This window comes from Bacillus sp. JZ105 (genome assembly GCF_053903125.1).
Map to the genome: position 1 here is coordinate 252,034 of NZ_CP096387.1, position 23,811 is coordinate 275,844.

General features: G+C 42.6%; 23 protein-coding genes. 15 read left to right on the forward strand and 8 right to left on the reverse strand.

Annotated elements, in window-relative coordinates; all coding sequences use genetic code 11:
• Positions 1-2: 2 nt before the first annotated feature.
• The 3 genes from M1D81_RS01400 to M1D81_RS01410 are packed head-to-tail and all read left to right on the forward strand — an operon-like array spanning position 3 to position 1,064.
• Positions 3-320, forward strand: a complete 318-nt coding sequence (locus tag M1D81_RS01400) for a PadR family transcriptional regulator (RefSeq protein ID WP_024424392.1) — start codon at positions 3-5, stop codon at positions 318-320.
• Positions 313-900: a DUF1700 domain-containing protein gene (locus M1D81_RS01405; protein ID WP_456265865.1), complete on the forward strand. Its 588-nt coding sequence runs from the start codon at positions 313-315 to the stop codon at positions 898-900. The genes M1D81_RS01400 and M1D81_RS01405 overlap by 8 nt, the downstream gene beginning before the upstream one ends.
• Complete coding sequence (locus tag M1D81_RS01410; RefSeq protein ID WP_456265864.1) at positions 897-1,064, forward strand: hypothetical protein; 168 nt, start codon at positions 897-899, stop codon at positions 1,062-1,064. The genes M1D81_RS01405 and M1D81_RS01410 overlap by 4 nt, the downstream gene beginning before the upstream one ends.
• Positions 1,065-1,081: 17 nt before the next feature.
• Here the strand turns inward: M1D81_RS01410 and M1D81_RS01415 are convergent, their stop codons facing one another.
• On the reverse strand, positions 1,082-2,299 hold the full coding sequence (locus tag M1D81_RS01415; protein ID WP_456265863.1) for a multidrug effflux MFS transporter: 1,218 nt from the start codon (positions 2,297-2,299) through the stop codon (positions 1,082-1,084).
• A 213-nt stretch (positions 2,300-2,512) separates the two neighbouring features.
• Between M1D81_RS01415 and M1D81_RS01420 the strand changes: the two genes are divergently transcribed.
• Positions 2,513-3,049 (forward strand): GNAT family N-acetyltransferase, encoded by a 537-nt coding sequence (locus tag M1D81_RS01420; protein WP_456265862.1) that lies wholly within the window; start codon positions 2,513-2,515, stop codon positions 3,047-3,049.
• Positions 3,050-3,107: 58 nt separating this feature from the next.
• On the opposite strand, the gene M1D81_RS01425 is transcribed toward M1D81_RS01420, so the two are convergent.
• Entirely contained in the window at positions 3,108-3,311 is a 204-nt protein-coding gene (locus M1D81_RS01425; protein ID WP_456265861.1) for a hypothetical protein, read from the reverse strand.
• A gap of 111 nt (positions 3,312-3,422) precedes the next feature.
• On the opposite strand from M1D81_RS01425, the gene M1D81_RS01430 reads away from it, so the two are divergent.
• Positions 3,423-3,962, forward strand: a complete 540-nt coding sequence (locus M1D81_RS01430; protein ID WP_456265860.1) for a DUF402 domain-containing protein — start codon at positions 3,423-3,425, stop codon at positions 3,960-3,962.
• Between the two features lie 37 nt (positions 3,963-3,999).
• Here the strand turns inward: M1D81_RS01430 and M1D81_RS01435 are convergent, their stop codons facing one another.
• On the reverse strand, positions 4,000-5,613 hold the full coding sequence (locus M1D81_RS01435; RefSeq protein WP_456265859.1) for a S8 family serine peptidase: 1,614 nt from the start codon (positions 5,611-5,613) through the stop codon (positions 4,000-4,002).
• A gap of 187 nt (positions 5,614-5,800) precedes the next feature.
• Here M1D81_RS01435 and M1D81_RS01440 point away from each other — a divergent pair, with 187 nt between their 5' ends.
• From M1D81_RS01440 to M1D81_RS01450, 3 genes are all read left to right on the forward strand, one after another.
• Complete coding sequence (locus tag M1D81_RS01440) at positions 5,801-7,282, forward strand: amidase (RefSeq protein WP_456265858.1); 1,482 nt, start codon at positions 5,801-5,803, stop codon at positions 7,280-7,282.
• 238 nt (positions 7,283-7,520) lie between these two features.
• Entirely contained in the window at positions 7,521-8,543 is a 1,023-nt protein-coding gene (locus M1D81_RS01445) for a quercetin 2,3-dioxygenase (RefSeq protein ID WP_456265857.1), read from the forward strand.
• Between the two features lie 138 nt (positions 8,544-8,681).
• Entirely contained in the window at positions 8,682-9,815 is a 1,134-nt protein-coding gene (locus M1D81_RS01450) for a zinc-dependent alcohol dehydrogenase (protein WP_456265856.1), read from the forward strand.
• Between the two features lie 21 nt (positions 9,816-9,836).
• Here M1D81_RS01450 and M1D81_RS01455 read toward each other — a convergent pair whose 3' ends face one another.
• Positions 9,837-10,274 carry a MarR family winged helix-turn-helix transcriptional regulator gene (locus M1D81_RS01455; RefSeq protein ID WP_149126037.1) on the reverse strand — a complete coding sequence of 146 codons (438 nt, stop codon included), beginning with the start codon at positions 10,272-10,274 and terminating at the stop codon, positions 9,837-9,839.
• 261 nt (positions 10,275-10,535) lie between these two features.
• Here M1D81_RS01455 and M1D81_RS01460 point away from each other — a divergent pair, with 261 nt between their 5' ends.
• The 4 genes from M1D81_RS01460 to M1D81_RS01475 all read left to right on the forward strand — a co-directional run bounded on the left by M1D81_RS01460 (position 10,536) and on the right by M1D81_RS01475 (position 14,932).
• Entirely contained in the window at positions 10,536-12,044 is a 1,509-nt protein-coding gene (locus tag M1D81_RS01460; RefSeq protein ID WP_456265855.1) for a class I adenylate-forming enzyme family protein, read from the forward strand.
• 66 nt (positions 12,045-12,110) lie between these two features.
• Complete coding sequence (locus tag M1D81_RS01465; RefSeq protein ID WP_456265854.1) at positions 12,111-13,493, forward strand: amino acid permease; 1,383 nt, start codon at positions 12,111-12,113, stop codon at positions 13,491-13,493.
• Positions 13,494-13,593: 100 nt separating this feature from the next.
• A complete protein-coding gene (locus M1D81_RS01470; protein ID WP_025092526.1) occupies positions 13,594-13,959 on the forward strand; it encodes a VOC family protein in 366 nt (121 codons plus the stop codon).
• A 112-nt stretch (positions 13,960-14,071) separates the two neighbouring features.
• Positions 14,072-14,932, forward strand: coding sequence for an alpha/beta fold hydrolase (locus M1D81_RS01475; protein WP_456265853.1), 861 nt, complete (start codon positions 14,072-14,074; stop codon positions 14,930-14,932).
• A 58-nt stretch (positions 14,933-14,990) separates the two neighbouring features.
• Here the strand turns inward: M1D81_RS01475 and M1D81_RS01480 are convergent.
• The 3 genes from M1D81_RS01480 to M1D81_RS01490 form a co-directional block, all read right to left on the reverse strand.
• Positions 14,991-16,141 (reverse strand): IS3 family transposase gene (locus M1D81_RS01480; protein WP_456265852.1). Its coding sequence is split into 2 segments (ribosomal slippage): positions 14,991-15,868 and positions 15,868-16,141, totalling 1,152 coding nucleotides; the frame shifts between segments, so codons are not numbered across the junction.
• A 117-nt stretch (positions 16,142-16,258) separates the two neighbouring features.
• Positions 16,259-17,686, reverse strand: coding sequence for an alanine/glycine:cation symporter family protein (locus M1D81_RS01485; RefSeq protein WP_151040472.1), 1,428 nt, complete (start codon positions 17,684-17,686; stop codon positions 16,259-16,261).
• 33 nt (positions 17,687-17,719) lie between these two features.
• Positions 17,720-18,700: a glutaminase gene (locus M1D81_RS01490; RefSeq protein WP_456265851.1), complete on the reverse strand. Its 981-nt coding sequence runs from the start codon at positions 18,698-18,700 to the stop codon at positions 17,720-17,722.
• Between the two features lie 517 nt (positions 18,701-19,217).
• Here M1D81_RS01490 and M1D81_RS01495 point away from each other — a divergent pair.
• The 3 genes from M1D81_RS01495 to M1D81_RS01505 all read left to right on the forward strand — a co-directional run bounded on the left by M1D81_RS01495 (position 19,218) and on the right by M1D81_RS01505 (position 22,724).
• The gene (locus M1D81_RS01495) at positions 19,218-20,504 is read left to right on the forward strand and encodes an ATP-binding protein (protein WP_456265850.1); all 1,287 of its coding nucleotides are present in this window, start codon (positions 19,218-19,220) and stop codon (positions 20,502-20,504) included.
• 4 nt (positions 20,505-20,508) lie between these two features.
• The gene (locus M1D81_RS01500) at positions 20,509-21,447 is read left to right on the forward strand and encodes a response regulator (protein ID WP_456265849.1); all 939 of its coding nucleotides are present in this window, start codon (positions 20,509-20,511) and stop codon (positions 21,445-21,447) included.
• 191 nt (positions 21,448-21,638) lie between these two features.
• Entirely contained in the window at positions 21,639-22,724 is a 1,086-nt protein-coding gene (locus M1D81_RS01505) for an SEC-C metal-binding domain-containing protein (RefSeq protein ID WP_034283189.1), read from the forward strand.
• A 45-nt stretch (positions 22,725-22,769) separates the two neighbouring features.
• Here the strand turns inward: M1D81_RS01505 and M1D81_RS01510 are convergent, their stop codons facing one another.
• Complete coding sequence (locus M1D81_RS01510) at positions 22,770-23,810, reverse strand: DUF4352 domain-containing protein (protein ID WP_456265848.1); 1,041 nt, start codon at positions 23,808-23,810, stop codon at positions 22,770-22,772.
• Position 23,811: the final 1 nt, after the last annotated feature.

Sequence of the window (23,811 nt, forward strand, 5' to 3'; positions counted from 1 at the left end):
ACATGAATGCACAATTAAAAAAAGGATTACTGGAATTTTGTGTACTGGCGGTATTAAAGAAAGGCGATTCCTATGGTTATCAAATCATTAAAGATATGTCCCATTGTATTGAGATTTCAGAATCGACATTGTATCCGATTTTAAAGCGTTTAGAGCAAAACAATTATGTGGAGACCTATTCCCAAGAACATAACAGTCGATTAAGAAAATACTACCGCATGACAGAAAGCGGGCGGGAGCATATGGCGCAGTTTTTAGAGGAATGGGATCAGGTGATGGCGATTTACGACTTTATTTCTGGAGGACAGGGCAATGAATAAAAAAGAATTTTTGAGCAGCCTAAAGAAGCATCTGCATCTTCTAGGCGACAAAGACAGTGATCGGTTTATCGAATACTACGATGAAATGATTGAGGATTATCAGGAAGATGGCTACAGTGAACAGGAAGCGGTTCACCAAGTCGGGCAGCCTGCTATGATCGCTGAAGGAATTATGAAGGAACAAGGAATCAAAACCGTTCAGGTGCCGACGCTTGGAGAAAAAGCGACGAGACTCTCCATTCTCATTTTAGGCTTTCCGTTATGGGGCAGTATTCTAGCAACAGTCTTCCTGCTGATTCTTTCTGTGTATATGGTGATTTGGTGCATTCCACTCGTGACAGGTGCATTGACGCTTACTGGTCTGCTCGGCGGTTTTTGGAGCATCATTGGTTCTCCATTTATTTTTCAGGACGGTTTGCATGTGGTGGTGACGCAGGTTGGTGTTGGTATTTTTCTATTAGGTGCCGGATTATTATTCGGCATAGCCACGGCGTATTTGACAAAGCTATTTGTGCAAATGACTATTCAAACCACTAAGGCATTCTTGGGAATGTTTAAAAAGAAGGTCGTGAGAGTATGAATGTGAATGATTTAAAAAAGCAATGCATCAAATGGGGGATCATCTTCACCGTTGCCGGAGGAATTGTCATGGCAATTGGTTTTGGCATATCAGGCTTTGATCTAGATGCATATCACAATGACCAGAGCAACGTGTTCCGCACCATTAATTGGAGCAAGCCATAATAAATGAAAAAACCCGCTTATGCGGGTCTTTTTTTCGCTCGGGCCACAAAGAAGAAATAACAGCAAAGTGCGCCTAGATCACAAAGCATAATGATCAGACCCATTGGAAAGGCTGTTTGGCTTCCGGCTAGTCCGACAAGAGGTGTCATGCAAGCGCCTAGCAGCATTTGCGCAACACCGATCAGTGCAGCTGCACTTCCTGCATGCGCTCCGTGATGCTGCATCGCAAGAGACGGCGCAGAGGTGCCGACAATTCCAACACTTGAGACAACAAAAAACAGCGGAATCAGAATGCCGTATAATCCTGCATCAATCGAGATCATCAAAAATAAAGTGACTCCGCCTAATGCAGCTGTCAGCAATCCAATGCGGAGGACTTTCTCTTCACCGATTTTCGCAGCGACTCGGGCAAATACTTGTCCAGCCGTGGTGATTCCAAGACTATTTACCGCAAAGGCTGCACTAAATCCTTGTGGAGAAAGGTTGAAAATTTCCTGAAGCACAAACGGCGAACCAGAAATATAGGCAAACATCGCTGCGAATACAAGACCTTGCGAAAGGGCATACCCAACAAAGAGACGATCACTGGCTAAAATTTTCATCGCACCTGCAATCTGTTGAAAGCCCCCGGTCTGTCTACGCTCCGCGGGTAAGCTTTCTTGCAGTGAAAAAATGGATCTCAGCAGCATCAATGCTCCGAGGATTCCTAGTAGTACAAATACACCCTGCCATGTTGTGAAGCGTAAAATCTGTCCGCCTGCAATAGGTGCAGCTGCCGGAGCAACCCCGTTGACTAACATCAGCAGTGCAAAGAATTTCGTCATTTCTGATCCTTCATAATGATCTCGCACGATAGCTCGTGCAATGACAATGCCTGCTGAACCAGCAAGTCCTTGAATCAATCTAAGAAGAATGAACGTCCAAATCGATGTGACCACTGTACAAAGAAGGGATGCCGCAATAAAGATGATCAAGCCAATCATCAGCGGTTTTCTTCTGCCGATCGTATCGCTGATCGGGCCTGCAATCAGCTGGCCAAGCGCCAGTCCAATGAGACAAGCCATCAGACTTAATTGGGACAGAGCCGTGCTCGCCTCAAAATCACGAGCAATATGAGGCAAAGCAGGTAAATACATATCCATTGCCAGCGGAGCAAGGGCTGTTAAAGATCCGAGCAATGCGGCAAGGAGAAATCGATTTTTTTTCGATTCTTGGGGATAGGATAAAGAACTCATATGATGACAACACTCCTCGTATACTTCCTCCACACAGCATAATGAATCAAGCGTTCCTTTTCAATGAAAAATTTTCAAAGATGATTCCATGCAAAATGATTGATCTTTCGAATGAGACTCTTTACATTGAATGAGTAGAGAAAAGAGTAAGACGATCACATGCAGTGATTGCATGATACGTATACCCACTAATAGAGAGCAGGAGGTGCTGACATGAAGCAGCAAGAGCTGATCATTCGTCAAGCAGTCAAAGAAGATCATGAGGCCATCACACGCGTGCTGATCAAATCCTATGCACAGTATGAGCCTCAATTTACAGAGGAAGGCTGGCAAAATTATTCTGCCGCGCTTGCAGCAGCTGTAGATAATCCGAACATGGAGCTGATGCTGGTAGCGGAACTTGACGGCAAGGTCGTGGGGACGCTTCAAATGTTCCGGTCATCAGAGCAAGCGTATGACAAACCTGAAATGGGCATTACATCAGCCATCGTCCGGTTTTTAGGAGTAGATCCCGATGTGAGGGGAAAAGGCATTGCAGAATCATTGCTGCGTAAAAGTATTGAACTGACGCAATCATGGGGCGAAAATGTCCTGTATCTTCATACATCTGATAAAATGCAGGCTGCCATTCGCCTATATGAAAGAATGGGCTTTGAGCGTGCGTTTGATAAAGAATTTGTGAACCAAAATGGAACGCATGTCAAGAGCTACCAATATGTGATCAAGAAAGAACAGCCGGCAGGTTCATAGTATAACGTGCAGCAAAAGGAAGAGCGTACCTCCATGGACAGCTCTTCCTTTTTTCAATTTACGCCCAAAGTGCCAGCGCCCAATAGGATACCACCCACGAGATGAAACCGAACATGACAAAGAATTTTAACATGCGCTCATAAGGAGACAGCTTTCGTTCTTTCTTCGTTTTCACCAGCTGCCAATAAAGGGTATAGCCGCAAATCATGAGGATGATTTGTCCAAGCTGTGTAAAGTTTTCAAGAATCGTGATTCCGTTCATTTATTTCACCTCATCATAGGTCTTCCATAAGTAAATGAGGCAATCCTTTATTTCTTCAGAAAAAATCGGTGTATACTGGAAAGAAACGAGATGTTTAGAGGGAGTTGTGACATGTTGTTTTCGCTGCATGCGGATCGTTGGGATGAAGTCATCGAGAGAAAAATCAAATACGATCAGAAAGTTGTGGAACATACCTGTCAGCTGTTAGACGCACAGGGACAGCAGGCTGTACTGTTTCACAAGATTGAAGACCCATTTACGATGAGGGCAGGTGATAGTGCTCTAACCATTCCAAAAGGGAGCTATACGACCGCCTATTATTGGAAGGATCGTCCTTACAACATATATTTCTGGAGAGATCATCAAGGGAAGGAACTAGGATCTTATTTTAATATGGTGGGAGATACACAGTTCAACGGGCAGCTGGTCATGTTTGAAGACCTCATTATTGATCTTCTCGTTCTTCCGAATGGTGATGTCTTTGTGCTGGATGAAGATGAATTGCCGGAGAGTTTAGCTGATTTTGAGAATGGTACAGTACGGCGGGCATTAGAGGGCGTGACGGCTTCGTTAGAAAGTATTCTTGATCAAGTGAGGGCAGATGCCGAAGGGAAATATCATCACAGCTTGTTTGAGCCAATGTTGAGATAAAAAAACGATTCCTCGCTGAAAGGAATCGTTTTTTCTGTTAAACCTTAATACGGTTTAATCGTTTTTGTAAATTGGTTTTTGTTTTGGAGGCTTTTAGCTGTTTGACAGCGCTTTGAGCCGCTGCTTTTGTTTTCTTTGTTCGTTTGGCTTCCGCTTTTTTGACCTTTTGTTTAGCGTCTGTCACTTTCTTTTGATAAGCGACTTGTTTTTTGACTTTGTCAAGCCGGTTTTGCAGGCTTGTTTTTTCTTTGCCTTTATTTAGTTTTTTGATGGCCGTTTGAGCACTTTTAATAGCGCCCTGTGTTTTGTTCTTTTCGGCTGTTTTGACCTTTGCACGTGCCGAGTGGATATCAATGGCTGCTTGGACTTTCTTCACCCGTTCTGTGAGTGCTGTTTTTTGCCTGCTTGCAGTGAGCCGGCCAATTCTCATTTTGGCTTGATTGACATCTGCCTGCTTTTTAGATGTTTCGGCTTTTTTGACAGCACTGGCCGCAGCCTTTAAAAAGGTGGATTGCGGCACATACTGCACGCGGCCATAGCCGAATTGCGGATCCTTCCCTTTTGCGCCAAGATCCACTGTATAGCTGCGCAATAAAGTGCGAAGCTGTGCATTTGTTTTCTTCGGATGAAGCTGCTTTAACAGTGCCAGCATTCCTGTGACATGCGGTGCAGCTTGTGATGTCCCCGTTGCATACCAATATTCATTTTTTAAATAAGTGCTGATAACGTTCTCCCCAGGGGCAGAAAATTCAATGCCTTTCCCTGTATTTGAGAGGGAAACAAGCTTATCTTTTTCATTCGTTGCGGAAACAGCAATGACGCTATTGTACGCGGCAGGGTAGCTAATATAATTCTTTTTGCCCTCATTTCCGCTTGCAGCGACCACAAGTAATCCCTTTTTATATGCTTCATCCACTGCTGAACGCAAGATGGGGATATTGTCTTCAAAGCCTAAACTTAAATTAATAATGTCCATCTTGTTGGTAATCGCCCAATCGATGCCTCGAAGCAGACTATACAGGTCGCCTTCTCCCTTTTTATCTAACACTTTCACAGCATACAGCTTCACACCGGAAGCCACGCCGACTGTTCCATAATCGTTATTAAGCGCACCAATCGTGCCGGCGACATGTGTGCCATGTCCTTCATCATCTTTATAAGAGGATGTGTAGTTCACGAATGATTTACCGCCGGATACCTTTAAATCCTCGTGTGGGAAAATACCAGTATCTAAAACGGCTACTTTTACATTTTTACCAGTGACGCCTTCTTTTATTGCTTGCTTTATATTTAGTTTTTGCAGATTGTAAGATTTTTGTATCAATGCATCCTGATTAGTTGCAGCGGCTGTTTTCTTCATAGTAGAAGCCGCGAGTTTAACCTTTACGTTTTTTGAGACGTAAGCGATGTTTGGGTCTTTTTTGAGTGAGGTGACCGCTTGTTCATCTGCTGTCACAGCGACAGCGGGAAGATGTATGTACTGTGCGTTCACTTTCTCACTTTCCTTAATAGCTGTTTGTTTTCCTTTTTGATTTTTATAGACGATGATGACATCTGTTTCTTTTGGCGGTGCAGCTGCCTGCGAATGGAAGGGCAAAGCAGTTGTCAACGCAAGAAGAAACGCAATGACGATAAGTAATTTCTTTTTCAATGCGTGGCTCCTCTCATCCGATGACCTCGGTCTTTTTTTCTCTATTATATCGGAGAAAGCAGAGGGATGGGATAGTAGAATTGTCGTCTTGTTCAGAAAGTTATTTTTACAAGTAACCCGAAATTGAAATTCATAGAATTCTAGTAGACAATAGAGACATCATGATAAGAGAAAGAAGGACATGCTGATGAACGTAAAAGAGTATATGACGTATGATGCGGCTGGCTTGGCAGCACTTGTGCGGAATAAGCAGGTAACGCCAGAGGAGCTTATGCAGGCGGCATTTGATAGATTGAATGAGGTCAATCCAGAACTAAACGTTGTGATACGGACGAGACAAGAACAAGTTTTAAAAGACATCAAGGAGTTACATGAGTATCAGCCATTTGCGGGCGTTCCGTTTGTGCTGAAAAATATATCGCAAGGGATTCAAAATGAACCGCTGACAGCAGGAGCTTTGCTGTTAAAGGATGTAAAAGCAAATTCGGATTCGCACTTTGTTGATCGGTTGAAGCAGGCTGGTTTTCTCATGATCGGACATACAAATACACCGGAATTCGGTTTAAGAAATGTGACGGAGCCTGCGTTACATGGTCCAACGAGAAATCCTTGGAATACGGACTATTCTCCGGGCGGTTCAAGCGGCGGGACAGCAGCAGCTGTTGCAAGCGGCATTGTACCTGCTGGCGGAGCAAGTGATGGCGGTGGTTCCATCCGGATTCCAGCATCCTTTACCGGTTTGTTCGGCCTTAAGCCTACGCGGGGAAGAACGCCAGTAGGGCCAGGCGCAGGAAGGCAGTGGCAAGGGGCTTCCATTGACTTTACACTCACAAAAACAGTGCGGGACAGTGCAGCCCTTCTTGATCTTCTTCAAGTCATTCAGCCTGAAGCTGCTTTCCAAACTCCGTTATACGATGGCAGTTACCAAGAGGATCTGGCGAAACGTACATCTTCTATGCGAATTGCTTACAGCGTAGAATCTCCAGTTGGCACGAAGGTCAGTGAGGAGGCGAAGCAGGCGGTTCAGCAAACAGTGAAATGGCTGAGTGAGCAAGGTCATCAAGTAGAGGAAGCCAAGCCGGAAATTGATGGGATTCATCTCATGCAGCAATATTACGTGATGAACAGCGGAGAAATGTCTGCGTTATTCACTTCCTTGGCTCGTTCGTTAGGGCGTCCAGTAAAGCCGGAGGAAACGGACATCGTGGCATGGGTGCTGGCGGAGGCTGGCAAGAATGTGACCGCTGCTGCTTATACAGAAAGTCTTGATGCGTGGGATCGGGCTGCTGCACAAATGGCATCATTTCATCAAACCTACGATCTCTATGTGACACCAGCTACTGCCTATTCAGCTCCAAAGGTTGGTGAACTTATGCATTCAGATGAGGAAACAGCCGCACTTTTACGGGTGTCATCTCTTTCCATGCAAGCACAGCAGGATCTCATTTATGACATGTTCCTCAAGAGCTTGACCTACACCCCATTTACACAGCTTGCCAACTTAACAGGTCAGCCATCAATGAGTGTTCCTGTTCATCTCACTAGCGCGGGCATGCCTTTAGGGGTACAAGTGACAGCACCTAAAGGAAAAGAGGACTGGCTGCTCAGGCTTGCGGCGGAAATGGAGACATCCTCAATTTGGAAAGGAACTAGTTTATTAAATCAATAAAGAATGATAAGCGGGCTTTGCCTAATCGGATGAGCTGAATTCTCTCTTTCACTCGGGGGGTGATCGGGGATCTATCGATGACCACTGCACTCAAGCAAACGACCCCTTTAGAACACGTAAAAAGTTACCTTAGACACTTATTTATGCGAGAAGAGTAAAATCTCTCGCATATTGTCTATCTATTATATCAATTGGTCTATATAATATAGATAGTCAATTAGTCATGAGGAGTGATGGGATGTCGGAGCAACCGCAATCGATGAAGCAATCCGAAGGTACCTCTTTTTATACCGTGTCTGGTTCTGGGAAGCTGTATGGGCTGGAGAATCAGCTTGTTCATATGCTGGCAGAAGCAAATCAAACGAATCAGCTGTTTGAGCTTGCCTTAATCATAGGTGGGAAAGGAGCATATTTCCCGCTGCACTGTCATGAGCACTTATTTGAAACTATTTTTGTGCTGGAAGGAAAGCTTGAAGTGATGCTGGACGGTAAAAAATACATGGTCACAGCCTTTGATTATATTCATATCCCGCCCAAAACGATTCATGGCTACAGAATGCATAGTCATAAAACAAGATTTATTTCATATACGCTGGGCGGAAAAATGACTGATGTCTATCAGCAAATTGGAAAGAGGCTTTTGCAGAATGAATGGTCTATGACTCATCATGCTTTTGATGCAGCCAGTTTTCAGCAGGCTGAAAAAGAAAGCGATATCATCCTGATGCATGGAATCAGAGAACTGTCTAATACAACGAGGCCCTCCGTTTTATTTCATAGTCAGCTTCCTCAAGAGATACAGCCTTATGTATTAGAGGCTGGTGAAGGGAAGCAATACATCATTGATGGTCAGATTCATGAGCTGATTGCAACAGTAGAAACAACAGGAGGCGGATTCAGTCATTTTGTGGTTGAAGGAACGAAGGAGAAATATTTCCCGCCGCATTATCATCAAGTTCATACAGAAGCAATCTATTGTGTTGAAGGGAAGATGAACCTTCATTTGAACGGAGAGGATATTTGCTTGATGCCGGGTGACTTTGCCTATATCCCGCCGGATACGATCCACTCTTATGAATTTGTGTCTCATTCAAATAAAATGTTGGTTTTGCTGCTTCCAGGAGAAATTGAGCAGGTGTATGAGCAGTTTGAAGAATCTCCAAGCCCAAGTATATGTCCCTATTTTATTCAAGAAGGGAATTTCATGTTCAATCGGGAGACTTCAACTCAATATGATTTGTTTTTTGTCGAAAAGGAATAAGTGTGTAACGCGTTACACAACGCCATGAGTCTGTCGAAACAATCGACAGACTTTTTTTGTTTTTCTCTCCTCCACATAAATTTCTCATTTGATGAGGAAGATATGTAAAGATGACTTGAGCTAAAGGAGGAAGTGCATGTGAGAGCTGTTACTTATCAAGGGAAAAATAGCATTGCAGTGAAGAAAGTAGATGCACCGTCGATTCAAGATCGGGAAGATGTGATCATACGTATTACATCAACAGCCATTTGCGGTTCAGATTTACATTTGTATCAGGGAAATTTCCCGCTTCCTATCGGCTATGTGATTGGGCATGAACCAATGGGGATTGTGGAGGAAGTTGGCCCGGATGTCACAGCCGTAAAAAAGGGAGACCGTGTCGTCATTCCATTTACAGTTGCATGTGGTAAATGCCAATATTGCGATCATCACTTAGAAAGCCAATGTGACAACTCAAACCCGCACTACGATTCGGGTGGACTATTTGGCTATAGTGAGAAATATGGGAATTACCCCGGAGGACAGGCAGAGTATTTACGCGTCCCTTTTGGCAACTACACCCCGTTTAAGATCCCAGATAATTGCGAGCTGGAGGATGAACAATTGCTCTTTTTATCAGATGTCCTGCCAACCGCTTATTGGAGCGTAGAGCACGCAGGTGTGAAAAAAGGTGATACGGTCATCGTGCTAGGCTGCGGTCCTGTTGGGTTAATGGCACAGCAATTTGCTTGGCAAAAAGGAGCAGAACGTGTGATTGCTGTCGATTACATTGATTACCGCCTGCGGCATGCAAAACGGATGAGCGGCGTTGAGGTCTTTGATTTTACAGAAGATCCTGATATGGGAGAAACGTTAAAGGAGCTCACCAAGGGCGGGGCCGATGTTGTGATTGATTGTGTGGGAATGGACGGGAAGAAGTCGCCGCTTGAAAAAATTGAGCAAAAGCTCAAGCTGCAAGGTGGAACGATCGGACCCATTCAAATTGCCACAAAAGCCGTTCGCAAATGTGGAACAGTGCAGATGACAGGTGTATACGGCGGCCTGTACAACATGTTTCCTTTAGGCGCTTTTTTCGCAAGAAACGTCACCCTGAAAATGGGCCAAGCCCCGGCGAGAGGATACATGTCAAAGCTCTATCAAAAAGTGACAAGCGGTGAAATTGATCCTAGAGCCATTATCACTCACAAATTACCATTAGATGAAGCTGCTCATGCGTACCACATCTTCAATGACAAACAGGATGATTGTATAAAGGTCGTCTTAAAGCCATAAAAAGAAGGCTTAGGAGTATTCCTAAGCCTTTAATGTGTGCTCGTCCATCATTTTTTCAATTAATTCAAAAAATGTTTTTTTATCTTCCTCTGAAAGGTGGTTGAACAATTGATTCACAAGCAGCTGGCGATTGTCGATCATTTGTTTAGCAATTTGTTTACCCGATTCAGAGAGTTCAATCCACACAGTACGGCGGTCATTATTATTTCGAGAGCGGATGATCAGCCCTTCGTCTTCTAAGTGATTGAGAGCGGTTGTTGTTGCAGAGGGAGATAATGAAACTTCCTGCAGAATATTTTTCACAGTACATGATTGATGGCGGTATATGATACGTAAAATAAACCCTTTAACATTCGTGACGTTTTTCGGAATATTTTCTTCATCTATTTGTTTCGTCGCCTTTAAATACTTTGTCAGTGCATGGTCTAACAAACTTGCCTCTAGCTCGAAATGTTGCATTCTCCATACCTCTTTTCCTATTGCATTCGCATTTCCGATCAATTACTAGGTCTATCTTATCATAATAATCAGCATGATTTAAACCAAAATGGAAGACGGCTATAAAATTACCTATATTATCAATTAATATAAAGAACAATTCCAAAATGAAATGATTTTACTTTCAGCTGTTTTTATTTTAGAATGTGAATGAGATAAAATCTGCCAACCCAATTCGCTGGAAATTGGCTATTGGAAATCAAACGTTTGGAGATGAAGATATTGAATACTTTACAGGCATTACTAAACGACAGAATGGAACGCTCTTCACAAATTGAGGCGGTAACTGGCGGAGGGGTGTCTTATACATTTGAAGAATATGCAAAACGCATCGATCAGCTTGCTCATTACTTAAATCAAAAAGGAATTCGAAAAGGTGACCGCGTTTGCTTTATTTGTCAAAACCATCATCACTTTTCAACGATTATGCTGGCAGCCATTAAAGCAGGTGCAGTCGCAGTTCCGCTTAGCTGGCAGCTTACTTCTTTTGAGCTGGAAGGTATTTTGAAAAAAGCAGAGCCAAAAGCTTTATTTTTTGACCGAGAATTCCGTGACATGATTGCTGCGGTGAATGTATCTTTAGATAACTGTCTCATGGTGGAATCTGGTGTAAATGCGAAAACTACGCAGCTGTTTGAAGACCTATTGACTTCAAATGATGGCAGTAATCTTGCGGAAGAGGTATCAGAAGAGGACCTAGCGATGATCTTATTTACCTCTGGGACAACGGGGAATCCAAAAGGCTGTATGGTCGGACATGGACGAATCTATCAATTTTTAACAAGACGCGGGAATCGAGGATTTGACTTGAAAGGGAAACGGTACTTGGCGAGTCACCCTCTCTATCATATGAGTTCAATTAATCATCTGATCGCTGCTGCCATTGAAGGGTATACGCTTGTTTTCTTACATGATGCAACACCGAAGCGCATTTTAGAAACGATCGAAAAAGAAAGAATAACGTTCATGATGGCTTTCCCATCAGCTTATACGTACATGCTGGAAGAAATGAAGCGCGGTTCGTATGATCTTTCATCCTTTGAAATTGCGATTTCTGGCGGTACGAAGGTGCCGGTCCGTTTGATTAAGGACTACAAAGAAGCAGGCATTCAGATGATGCATGGCTACGGAAGCACGGAAGCATGGGTTGTCAGTGCGTGGCATCCTGCGATGGGCGAGGATAAAATGGGCTCTGCTGGTAAAGTGGATCCAGATGTAGAAGTGAAAATCGTTCACCCTGAGACTGAGGAAACACTGCCAGCTGGAGAAATTGGCGAAGTCGTCATGAGAAGCCCATTTTATTTCTTAGGCTATTATCATCAGCCTGACGCTACTGCGAAGGTGCTCAAAGATGGCTGGTTCCATATGGGAGATGCAGGCTATCTAGATGAAGACGGGTTTCTATTTATCACAGGCAGATACAAAGATGTGATTTTATACGGCGGAGACAATATCTATCCTGACCAAGTAGAAGAAGTCATTGAACAAATTCCAGGCGTGATTGAATCAGCTGTCATCGGGGTGCCGGACGAATTATATGGTGAAGTGCCAAGTGCATATATCGTAAAAGACGAATCCGCCGATTTCTGCGAAGAAGATGTGGTGAACTATTGTCAGGAACGTTTGGCAGATTACAAAGTGCCATCCATTCATTTCATCAGTGAACTCCCAAAAAACAAGCTTGGTAAAATCATGAAGAAAGATTTACGTGAATTGGTTGTGAATGCTTAGTACCTATTCTGCTATAATGAAATTTGAATGATTTTTTGTTTTTCTAACGTTTTGGAGGGAAAGGGTTTGCGACATATTCTTCGTAAGAAACACATTCACGATTTGTTGGAACAGAGCAGACAGCAAAAGGTAAAGAAAACACTGGGCGGGCTAGATCTCACGCTTCTTGGTATAGGGGCAGTGATTGGCACAGGGGTTATGGTGTTAACTGGTATAACAGCGGCTAAAGATGCAGGACCGGCTGTTATTTTCTCCTTTGCGATTGCAGCCATTGTGTGCAGTTTGGCAGCACTTTGTTATGCAGAAATGGCTTCAGCGCTTCCTGTATTCGGCAGTGCGTACATTTATTCATATACGACCATGGGCGAGCTTGTAGGCCATTTGATGGGCTGGACCTTATTGTCTGTTTATATGCTGACTGCTTCAGCTGTCGCCAGCGGCTGGTCGAGTTATTTCAACAGCCTGCTTGAGGGATTTGGAATTTCGATTCCGCATCAATTCTTAGCGGGGCCAGAGCAAGGCGGATATATGAATCTGCCGGCGATTATCATTGCTTTACTGATTGCGTGGATCTTATCTAGAGGAACGAAGGAAAGTAAAAAATTTAATAATATCATGGTGTTTGTGAAACTCGGTATTATTGTTCTTTTCATTGTAGTAGGCGGCTTTTATGTACAGCCATCCAATTGGCAGCCGTTTATGCCGTTTGGTGCAGAAGGTGTCATTGCTGGTGCTGCTGCTGTATTTTTTGCCTTTTTAGGGTTTGATGCGATTTCTGCTTCAGCAGAAGAGGTGAAAAATCCGCAGCGGAACCTGCCAATTGGGATCATAGGTTCATTACTTATTTGTACGATCATTTACATTGTCGTTTGTTTGGTCATGACAGGCATGGTGCATTATACAAAGCTGAATGTCACAGAGGCTATGTCCTATGTCCTGCAAAGTGTACATCAAAATAGCGTGGCTGGTATTATTTCGGTTGGTGCGGTCATTGGATTGATGGCTGTGATTTTCGCCAATAATTATGCAGCAACTCGAATTGCCTATGCGATGGGCCGAGACGGACTTTTGCCTAAAGTGTTTTCAAAAACAAACAAAAGCGATACGCCTGTTGCCAGCATATGGATGATTGGCGGAATGACAGCTGTTATTTCAGGCTTTATTGATTTGAAGGATCTGTCCAACTTAGCGAATATCGGTGCATTATTAACGTTTGCCATGGTCAGTTTATCTGTGCTTATTTTGAGAAAGACACATCAGCAGCTTGAGAGGGGCTTCAGGGTTCCTTTTGTGCCGGTTTTGCCGATTATATCAATGGGCTGCTGCTTGTTCCTTATGCTCAACTTACCAGGCCGGACATGGCTTTACTTTGGGGTTTGGCTGTTAATCGGTGTCGTCATGTACGCAGCGTATTCAAACAAACACAGTAAATTAGCGAAATCTTCATGAGAAAAAGGTGCAAATCCGTTGACGATTTGTGCCTTTTTTCATACGATTTGGGATAAGCTATAAAAGAGATGATGGACGGAACAAGAGGAGGATGAGGGATATGATTAGTGTTAGTCCTTATATTGTTGTAGAAGATGTGAAAGAATCTCTTCAATATTATCAAGGGATTTTTGGTGGGGATATTCAGATCTTAAATGAACATCAAGACCGTGTCCTGCATGCTGAATTGCACCTTGGGGAATCACTGCTTCATTTTTCAGATACGTTTGGACGCACGCCAAAGCCAGAGAATCTTAGATTGATCATGCAGTTTGACAATGAAGAAGAACTAAAGGCTGTCTATGAAGCGCTGGAAGCTGATGGAGATGTACTGGTCGAATTACAGGATACCTTCTTTGGCGCACTTCACGGACAAGTACAGGACCGGAAAAATGGGTTGATCTGGGTTCTGAATTATATGAAATAGACGAAGACCTTCACGAGTGTGAAGGTTTTTTTGTGAGTGTTTTTATTTTCTGAAAAATGGAAAATATGCTATGTTGGAAGAATAAAAGGACAAGGAGAAGGGTGGCAAAGGAATGGAACAAATTGAGTTTCAATCAATCCAAACAAATGGTGTAACACTTCATACAGCAATGGCTGGACCGGAAAATGGCCCGCTGCTTGTGCTGCTCCACGGGTTTCCTGAGTTTTGGTACGGCTGGAAAAATCAAATCATCCCCTTGGCTGAGGCAGGCTATCGTGTTGTTGTTCCTGATCAAAGAGGCTACCATCTAAGTGACAAGCCAGAAGGAGTCGATTCCTACGTATTAGATAAACTGAGAGATGATATTGTGGGTTTGATCAAGACGCTGAGCCCGAATCAAAAGGCGATTGTCGGCGGACATGACTGGGGCGGAGCTGTTGCTTGGCATTTGGCTTCAACCCGTTCTCAATATGTCGAGAAATTAATCATTGTCAATATGCCGCATCCGCGGGTGATGATGAAGGTTCTTCCTTTTTATCCGCCGCAGTGGAAGAAAAGCTCTTATATCGCTTTTTTTCAGCTTCCGAATGTTCCAGAGGCAGCACTTCAAGAAAATCACTTTCAAAAGCTGGATGAAGCCATTGGGCTGACGGCAAGACCACATTTGTTCACGAAGGAAGATGTCTCAAGCTACAAGCTCGCTTGGACGCAGCCAGGCGCCTTGACCTCAATGCTGAATTGGTACCGAGCCATCAAAAAAGGCGGCTTTGAAAAGCCAATTTCCAAACGAATTCTCGTTCCTGTTCGCATGATCTGGGGGATGGAGGACAAATTTTTAAGCAGAAAGCTGGCGAAGGAAACGATTAAGATCTGTCCAAATGGTCAGCTGATCTTTGTCGATGATGCCTCTCATTGGATCAATCATGAGAAACCAGAGGTCGTCAACAAACTCATACTTGAATTTTTGACATAAAGAAAAAAGCTCTGATCAGTGGGACTGACCCCCGTTATTGAGACAGGGATCAACACCTTTATACAGCCAATTGCCGATAGTTTATCGGTGATTGGTTGTTTAGTTTCGTTTGAATACGAATGTTGTTATAATAATAAATATATTCTTTGACAGTGTGTTCTACGATGGTGGTTGTAGTTCGATCAATGCTGTTAAGATAGAACGTTTCAGACTTTAGTGAGGAATGAAACGATTCGATGGAGGCATTATCAGCGGGCGTCCCTTTACGGGACATGCTCATGGTAATGCCTTTTATATGAACAGCTTTCTGATACTCGTAAGATGTATACACAGAACCTTGGTCGCTATGTAACACGCAGTTCTCAGGCAGTGCTGGGAGCTGATCAAGTGTGTTTAAGATAAAGTCTGTGTCCTGCTTATCACCAATCGTAAAAGCAATCACTTCTCCATTATATAAATCCAATATACTGGAAAGGTACAATTGTTTCTGTCCATAAGGCAAATACGTGATGTCCGTTACTAGTTTTTCAAGAGGGCGATCAGACTGAAAGTTCCGATCGAGTATATTACCAGCCACGGCATAGGGCTGCCCATTCTTCTTACGCTTTTTCATTTTAACCCGGCATTGCCAATGGTTTTTCTGCATGATACGTTGAACAGTTTTATGGTTAATACGCATTCCCACTTTTAGTATGGCTGTAATTTTTCGGTATCCATATCGATACTTGTGCTCTCGGCACAACGTGCCGATTTGTTTCTCTAGTTGTCTTTTAGAATGATTCTGAGTCAGATTCTTTTTCCATCTATAGAACGAAGCGCGTGAGATGCCTAAATGGACACAGATGTCCTGTACTGTCATCTTTTTGCGCAATTCTTCTACCAGTTTGATTGACGTTTCCTTATCAACTTCCTTTCCAATTCGTTGTACTTTTTTAAAACTTCATTCTGTTGACTCAGATAGCGATTTTCTGCCCGCAGTCTCTCTAATTCGGAAGAGTACTCGGGACCCTTTCCATGGGTATATTGTTTTCCAACAGGCTGTTCGAACCGGTGTGTATCCCCAGCATGATGCCACCTCACCCATGTTTGAACCTGCGTTTTATTTTTGATATTCAATTCTTGCATGATCTCTTTCATAGGTACGCCTGCCAATCTCATGTCTACAGCCTTCTGTTTGACTTCAACCGGATAACTCACTCTTGTCCCCATAGAAAAACACCTCCATGTTTTATATCGGATCACAACGATCCGTTTTCAAACTTGAAGGTGTTTTTTATTTGTCTCATCTTATGGGGTCAGTCCCCAGTTGACCAGAGCTTTTTTGATTTATCCGATTTGATTCTTTTTCAATGCAGCAGGTTCGTCGTCCCAGCATTCAATTTTCTCATTGTTTGGAACGGCATTTTTATAGAAAACAGGATCTTTGCCTTCTTTTTTCTGTCTCGTGTAGTCCTTCAGTGCTGCGAAGGCGACCTTAGACAGCATGGTAATGGCGATGAGGTTGACGATGACCATGAGTCCCATGAAGAGATCGGCTAGACCCCAAACGAGAGGAACAGTGGCAACCGAACCGAACAGAACCATTCCAATAACGGCAATTCGATAGATGTTTAGCCAAATTTTGTTCGCTCCTAGGAATTCAATGTTCGTTTCCCCATAGTAATAGTTACCGATCAATGTACTGAACGCGAATAGGAAAATCATGATGGCAAGGAAGCCAGAGGCCCATGGTCCAATATGCTGACTAAGAGAAGCCTGTGTTAATTCAATTCCTTGCAGGTTTGTTGTTTTATACGCATCAGAAAACAGAACAAGGAAGGCTGTGCTTGTACAAATAATTAACGTATCTGTTAACACGCCGAATGCTTGGATTAATCCTTGTTTAACAGGGTGGCTTGTGACAGCCGTTGCTGCTGCGTTAGGTGCACTACCCATACCGGCTTCATTCGAGAAAAGACCACGTTTAATCCCTTGTAATAAAGCACCGCCTAGCGTACCGCCAGCGAACTGTTCAAACCCGAAGGCGTGTTTCACAATCGTGCTGATGACACCAGGAAGTTCCGTGATATTTGTGACAATGACAAAGAACGCAATTCCGATATAAGCAACTGCAAGCACAACGACAATGTATTCAGAAGCCTTTGCGATCGCTTGGATGCCTTTGAAAATGATTGCTGCAATAATGACAGCCATCACAATACCGACGGTTAAACGGTCTAAACCAAAGGAGTTTTTAAAAGCGACAGAGATCGTATTTGATTGAACTGCGTTAAAGACGATTCCAAAAGAAATCGTAATCAGGATCGCAAATAAAATCCCCATCCAGCGCTTGTTTAACCCTTTTTCCATGTAATAAGCAGGTCCTCCGCGGAAGCCTGTTTTGTCTTTTACTTTATATACTTGAGCTAGTGTACTTTCAACGAAACTGGAAGCAGATCCGATAATGGCTACGATCCACATCCAAAAGATGGCGCCAGGGCCGCCAATGGCAATAGCGATAGCAATCCCTGTGATATTCCCTGTCCCTACACGTGCTGCCATACTGATGGCAAATGCTTGGAACGGTGATATTCCCTCTTTTTCTTTTCTTCCTTCTTTCAGGACACGCAGCATTTCTTTCATCATTCTCACTTGCATGAAGCGTGTTCTATATGTGAAGTAGAGTCCAACTCCAAGTAACAGAGCAATCACAATATAAGTCCAAATAAAATCATTTGTATGTGTTAAATAAGATAGCAAAGCTTTTTCGTTCATAACATCACCTCTTCGAATTCATCACTGTTCTTTTTAAAAAATACTGAGATCCCACTCCTTAGCGAGCTTTTTCAGCATCATGACACCAGTAACACTATTTCCGCAATCGTCAATGGCAGGACCGTAAATGCCAATTCCACAGCCTGTCTGAAACGGGAACTCTCTTCTTGCGCTTGGCGGAACGCAAGCCATAATTCCTCCAGACACACCACTTTTGGCTGGAACGCCTACGAAAGCAGCAAAATTCCCAGACGCATTATACATGCCGCATGTCAGCATCAATGCCTTTGTTAGTCTGGCGATATCTTTTGGGATGACTTGGACTTGTTTAAAGGGATGGTAGCCATCACTTGATATAATCAGTCCAATCAAGGCGATGTCCTCTGTTGTGACCTCGATGGAACATTGCTTTAAATACACTTCTAACGTGTCCTCGACATCCGATTCTAAATAATTGGTTTCTTTTAAATAATAAGCAAGTGCTCGATTTCGGTGCGCAGTTGCCCATTCTGATTGATAAACCTCTTCATTAACAGAAGGACGCTTACCTATTAAGTTTTCGATTAAATCGAAAATATATGCTAGCTTTTCTGTAGAAGTCTTTCCGGGAAGGATGGAGGATACGGTAATAGCTCCAGCATTAATCATTGGATTAAAGGGCTTCCCTGGTTTATGCATCTCAAGACGGTAGATGGAATTAAATGCATCACCAGTTGGCTCTACATCTACACGATCCAAGACGTAAGGTACGCCTCTTCCTAAACAGGCAGCTATAAAGCTGATGACTTTTGAGATACTTTGCAGGGTAAAGGGGACGTCCCAATTACCATATCGTACAGATGATCCATCTGGGCCTATCACGCTGATACCAAGTTGAGAGGAATTCACTTTTCCAAGTGCTGGAATGTAGCCAGCATTCTGTCCGTTTATGTAATACGGACGTATTTCTTCTGCCCATTGATCAACAGAAGACTGGCATGCGTGTTGTGTATTTTTAGAAATTGCTGTTTTCATACGATTCCTCCAATCAAAAATCAAAAAGTACCCTATTGAATTGGCGGATGACAAAAAATGCGATCAAATAGGCACGAAAACATGTTACACATCTTCAAAGAACTTGTCATGCGCTGCTTGCACCACTCCTTTACACCTAAATATATGTACAAATGAAGGCATTGTCGGCGGAAAAACAAAAAGGGTTTTTAGTGAAAATTAAGAAAACGCTTACATATAGTTTCACTAAAATTATTCATTCAATTTATCTTGGAAACTACACAATCTGACGTAAATCTACAGAAAAACTTACAAATAAAAATCAGTCTGTCGATGATTGTCTAAACAATTCCTATTATTGTCGTCAATGATCAAAACAGTGAATAGCTGAAAGGTCACCTTGCTGTCCCGGAGAATAGTCATAAAAACGGATTTTGAGGATAAAAGGAGCAGTGAAAATTATTTTTTTGTACATTGTGGAGAAAAGAGTCTCCTTGTATACTGTGGCTATGCAAACAGGGGAAGGGATGTCAGTCATTTGAGTTTAAATCAGCTTGTCAAAAAGGACGCATTCATTTTAATTTTTATGATAGTCATTGTGCCGCTTGCAGGAGAGCTGAAGTTTTATCCTGTGAATGAGACGTTTCGCATCAGCTTTGGCGCACCTGCGTTTTTCTTTTGCTTATTACTCTTAAGAAAATCTAGACCGCTGTTGCCGGGATTTTTAACAGGCGCAGCCATTGTGCTTTTTCGAGTAGGCTTAGATTTGATTCAGCAGAATGCTGATCTGGCTTCATCATTTTATCAGCAATTCCCAAGCTTCTTTTTCTATTTCACTTATGCTTTCCTGTTTTTTGCCGTCCGCACGGGACGCTTTAAACAGCACTCTATTTTCATTGGGGTCATCGGCCTGATGATCGAATTAGTTGCTGATTTTGTCGAGCTGTTTGTACAATTTCTAGTGTTTAATACAACGATGACCTTATCAAAGCTGAGCGATATGTTCCTCATTGCGTTTGCTCACAGCTTTGTGGTGATCAGTTTTTTTAATATGATGAAGCTGTATGAGGCTCAATCAAGAGAAAAGCAGATCATGAAACAAAATGAGCATATGATGATGGTCATTTCGAATTTATATGAGGAAACGGTGCATCTAAAGAAAACGTTAAAACATACAGAGCATATTACACAAGAATCATACCGGCTTTACCGTCTGCTGCATGAACACGAAGCGGGGAAAAAAGTGAGTCAGGATCTGTTAAAGCTCGCAGGAGAAATTCATGAAGTGAAAAAGGACAATCAGCGTATTTATGCTGGGCTTTCAAAGCTGATTTCGAAGGAGAATATGCAAGATTATATGAAGGCAGAAGAGCTCGTTCAAATTGTCATCCGGATTCAAGAGAAGTATGCTTTATCTCTTGGGAAAAACATCTCCTTTACATCTGATATCAGGGGCATTCATCTGCATGATTATCATGTGTTTATTTTCTTATCGCTGATTAATAATTTAATGGCCAATGCAGTCGAAGCAATAAAAGATACCGGGATGATCTCACTCGAATTGAAAGGAAGTCATGATAAAATAGAGATTCGGATTGAAGATGATGGACCAGGGATTCCTAAAAAAATGAGAGAGATTGTGTTTGATCCAGGTTATACCTCCAAATTTGATGCATTTGGAACACCGTCTACAGGGATTGGCTTATCCTATGTGAGAGAGCTGGTTCAAGAGCTTGACGGTCATATTCAAATCGAACCAAAAGAAACAAAAGGTACAGCTTTTCTGCTTGTCCTTCCTATACAAAATTTAATACAGAGAGGGTGAGTGTATGCGATTTTTCATTGCAGATGATGATCGTGCAATACGCTCGATTTTAGGTCAAATCATAGAGGATGAGGATTTGGGAGAGGTCGTAGATGAAGCGGGTGACGGAGTTGGATTAGAGGCACATTCCCTGAACCTCAAGAAAGTAGACATCCTTTTGATTGACCTTTTAATGCCTTCTAGAGATGGCATTCAAACCATTCGCCATATCCACCCTGAATTCAAAGGCAAGGTCATTATGATTTCCCAGGTAGAGGCGAAAGAGATGATGGCAGAAGCCTATGAACTGGGGATTGAATATTATATCCATAAGCCTGTCAATCGCATTGAAATCGTCAGTGTGATTCGAAAAGTCATGGAGCGTATCAAGCTGGAAAAATCGATTTACGATATACAAGCCTCTCTTCGCCACGTGCTGCCATTAGAGCCTGTGATTTCTCAAGGTGCCGGCGCTGAGGCGAAGAGAAGAACGATGAAAGAGGCTGGGGAATTCCTCTTATCTGAGCTTGGAATTGTCGGTGAGAGCGGCTCTAAGGATTTACTGGAGATACTCATCTACTTACATGAAACACAGTCAGCCAATTCTCATGAGGTCAATTTCCCTCCGCTAAAGCAGCTGTTTATCAAAACAGCAGAAAGAAAACTGAATCAAGGTGCAACCGATGTAGAGGTGATGCGGGAAGTGAAAGCGGCGGAGCAGCGGATTAGACGAGCTATTCACCATTCCTTGAATCATTTTGCCTCACTAGGATTAACAGATTTCTCAAATCCTAAGTTTGAGCACTACGCGTCAAAGTTTTTCGATTTTACCGATGTCAGCCAAAGAATGAAGGAAATGCAGAAGACATCTTCTCCCACAGGATCGACAGGCAGAGTCAATACAAAGAAATTCGTTCAAATCTTTTATTTTGAGGCAAAGCAGCTATTCGAAGGAATGAGCTAAGGAAAATCTGTTGGTATGATTGGAGAAAATAAACAGAGAAAGTCTGTCTTTCCTATGATCTATCGTGATCTTCAGGTGTATTTATAATTTAACTGATCATTCTGATTTTTCTTTTTTCTTGAAAATAAAACCCTCCTGTGCAATCGTTTGTTAAAATAGTGAGGTTAGACTAGAATGTCGGAGGTTTTATTTTGGGAAAAATTAAACGAAATGCGCTCTGCCCATGCGGAAGCGGAAAAAAATATAAACATTGCTGTGGTCAAAAATCAGGCGGAGAACAAACGTCTGAGCTTGTGTTTAAGGAAGCTGTACAAGTTCAAAAGGATTTAATGAATTATGCTTTTTCTAAGCATCAGAGAGCGATCAACCAATTCATTAATGAGTTTTCTTTCCTTGCAGATATGGATAAAGAAACGCAGCAAATCTCAGTTTTCCATTTGAGTGTATGGGGCATCTTCTTCCGTCCATTAACTGATCAGAAAGAAACCATTTTCCAAGAATTTCTGACAAAGAAAGCAGAAGATATTACCCGTCCGAAAACAAGACAAGTGGTCCAATCTTGGACAGACATGGAACCATCTTTGCTTTTATTAAATGAAAAAACGGACGAGTCTCTTTACTTTGAGAATATGATAACAGCGGAGAAGGTTGAAGTAGATGTAAAACCAGATCAAACGGTACTGCCTGAAAAGGGAAGTCTCGTACTTGGTTTTCCTGTTCAATTTGAAGAAAAGGCAGAGTTTTTCATACAATATACAATGTTTGCGAAAGAGTTTACAGATACTCTTCTTCTTCAAGTCCGCCAGCTTGTTGACGCATATGAAGCAAATGGAGGGGCGCGCAGCACATTTATGAGAGAATCATTCCCTGATGTGCTGAAGTGTATGTTTGCGAAGCAAGAAGTAGAAGAATCAGAAACACCTGCTCAAACAGAAGGCGATGCAGGTCTATCAGCAGATCGTATGGACTGGGCAAGTGACGTCCAGCTGGAAACAGCTAAGCTGATTGAAGACGGAATGAAGGAGCACGGTGACCAAAGCCTGACAGATGGTGCTTTAACGGTTTGGAAAGCCTACTGTGATCAGAAATCACCAGTGATCCGTAAAGCAGCGTCATTTGCTGCCGGAATCGAATACTACATTCATTCACTTGCAAGCGATGCCCCGCTTTCTCAAGCACAAGTAGCGAAGAAGTATGGCATTAGTGCGTCGACTGTATCAAGCCGTTTTAAAGATATCGAAAAAGCGGTGAAAGAAGAGCAAGAGGCGACAGTATAATTTAAAAAAGACGCGGACCTTCAGAGGCCGGCGTCTTTTTTTAGATTATCTCGTTTTAATAAAACCACTCATGTACTGCTCTGTATTATAATCGTTGAGGTCAATTTTCCATTGACCATCCCCATTACGTTTCATTTTCACTTCATATTCAGCTGGGCTGGAAACAGGAGGGAGTTTTTCGAATTCAGATGCGTACATGTTTAAGCTTTTTTTATACAATTCTTCTTTAGAACGGATTTTCCCGTTGTAAAACTCGTCTCTTTGCTTGTCTAGCTTGTCTTTTAAGTTAGAAGCATCAATGCCTGTTACTTGAGCGACAACCTTTGCTTCGTCATCAGAGATGGTTTTCACACTTGTTTCTACCTTGGCTTTATCCTTCATGGTGTTTTGAATGCGTTTGTACATCGACAGAATATCTTGGTCGCTCACTTCATTTCCGTATATTCCTGCACTTCTTTTGAAGTCTTTTACAAACATCTCATGGTATTTATTGACGACATCCGATTGGTTGTCACCCGTTAAATCTGCGAATTGATCGTTCTTTTTATCAAAAACAATAATATCGGTATAAGCGGATAACGCTTTTGCTGGGTTATCCAGCTTTTTTGCTGAATCGAGTATTTTGTTTCCATCTAGGTCGATTTGGATGGAATCACTGTTTTTCTTGATGCTGTCCTGATAGACGAACTGATATTTTTTCCCTTTGTCTACTAGGAAATAAAGAGCTCCTGAAAGTGACTTGCCTTTGTTCAATGAACCAAGGTCAAGACGGTCTTTGCTGCCATAGAATTTTAAATCAGATACTTTGGCATCGTCCTGATAAAGGGAGAAGTCAGAGTTATATAATGAAAGGGCTTTGTCACCTTTATTTGTGATCGTCAGGTTGACTTTTAGTACCAATTCATTGTCTCTCAGGGTAGTTGTTGAGTCTTCTGGTAACGTATATTCGTAGCTATTGACTTTTACCTCTGCTGTTTTCGTTGACTTTTGATCAGCGTCTGTTGGTTTGGCTGAGCTCTGGCAGGCGGCAGAGATGATCATCACGAATGAAATCATGAGGAGTGCACTTATTTTTTTAAGATTCACA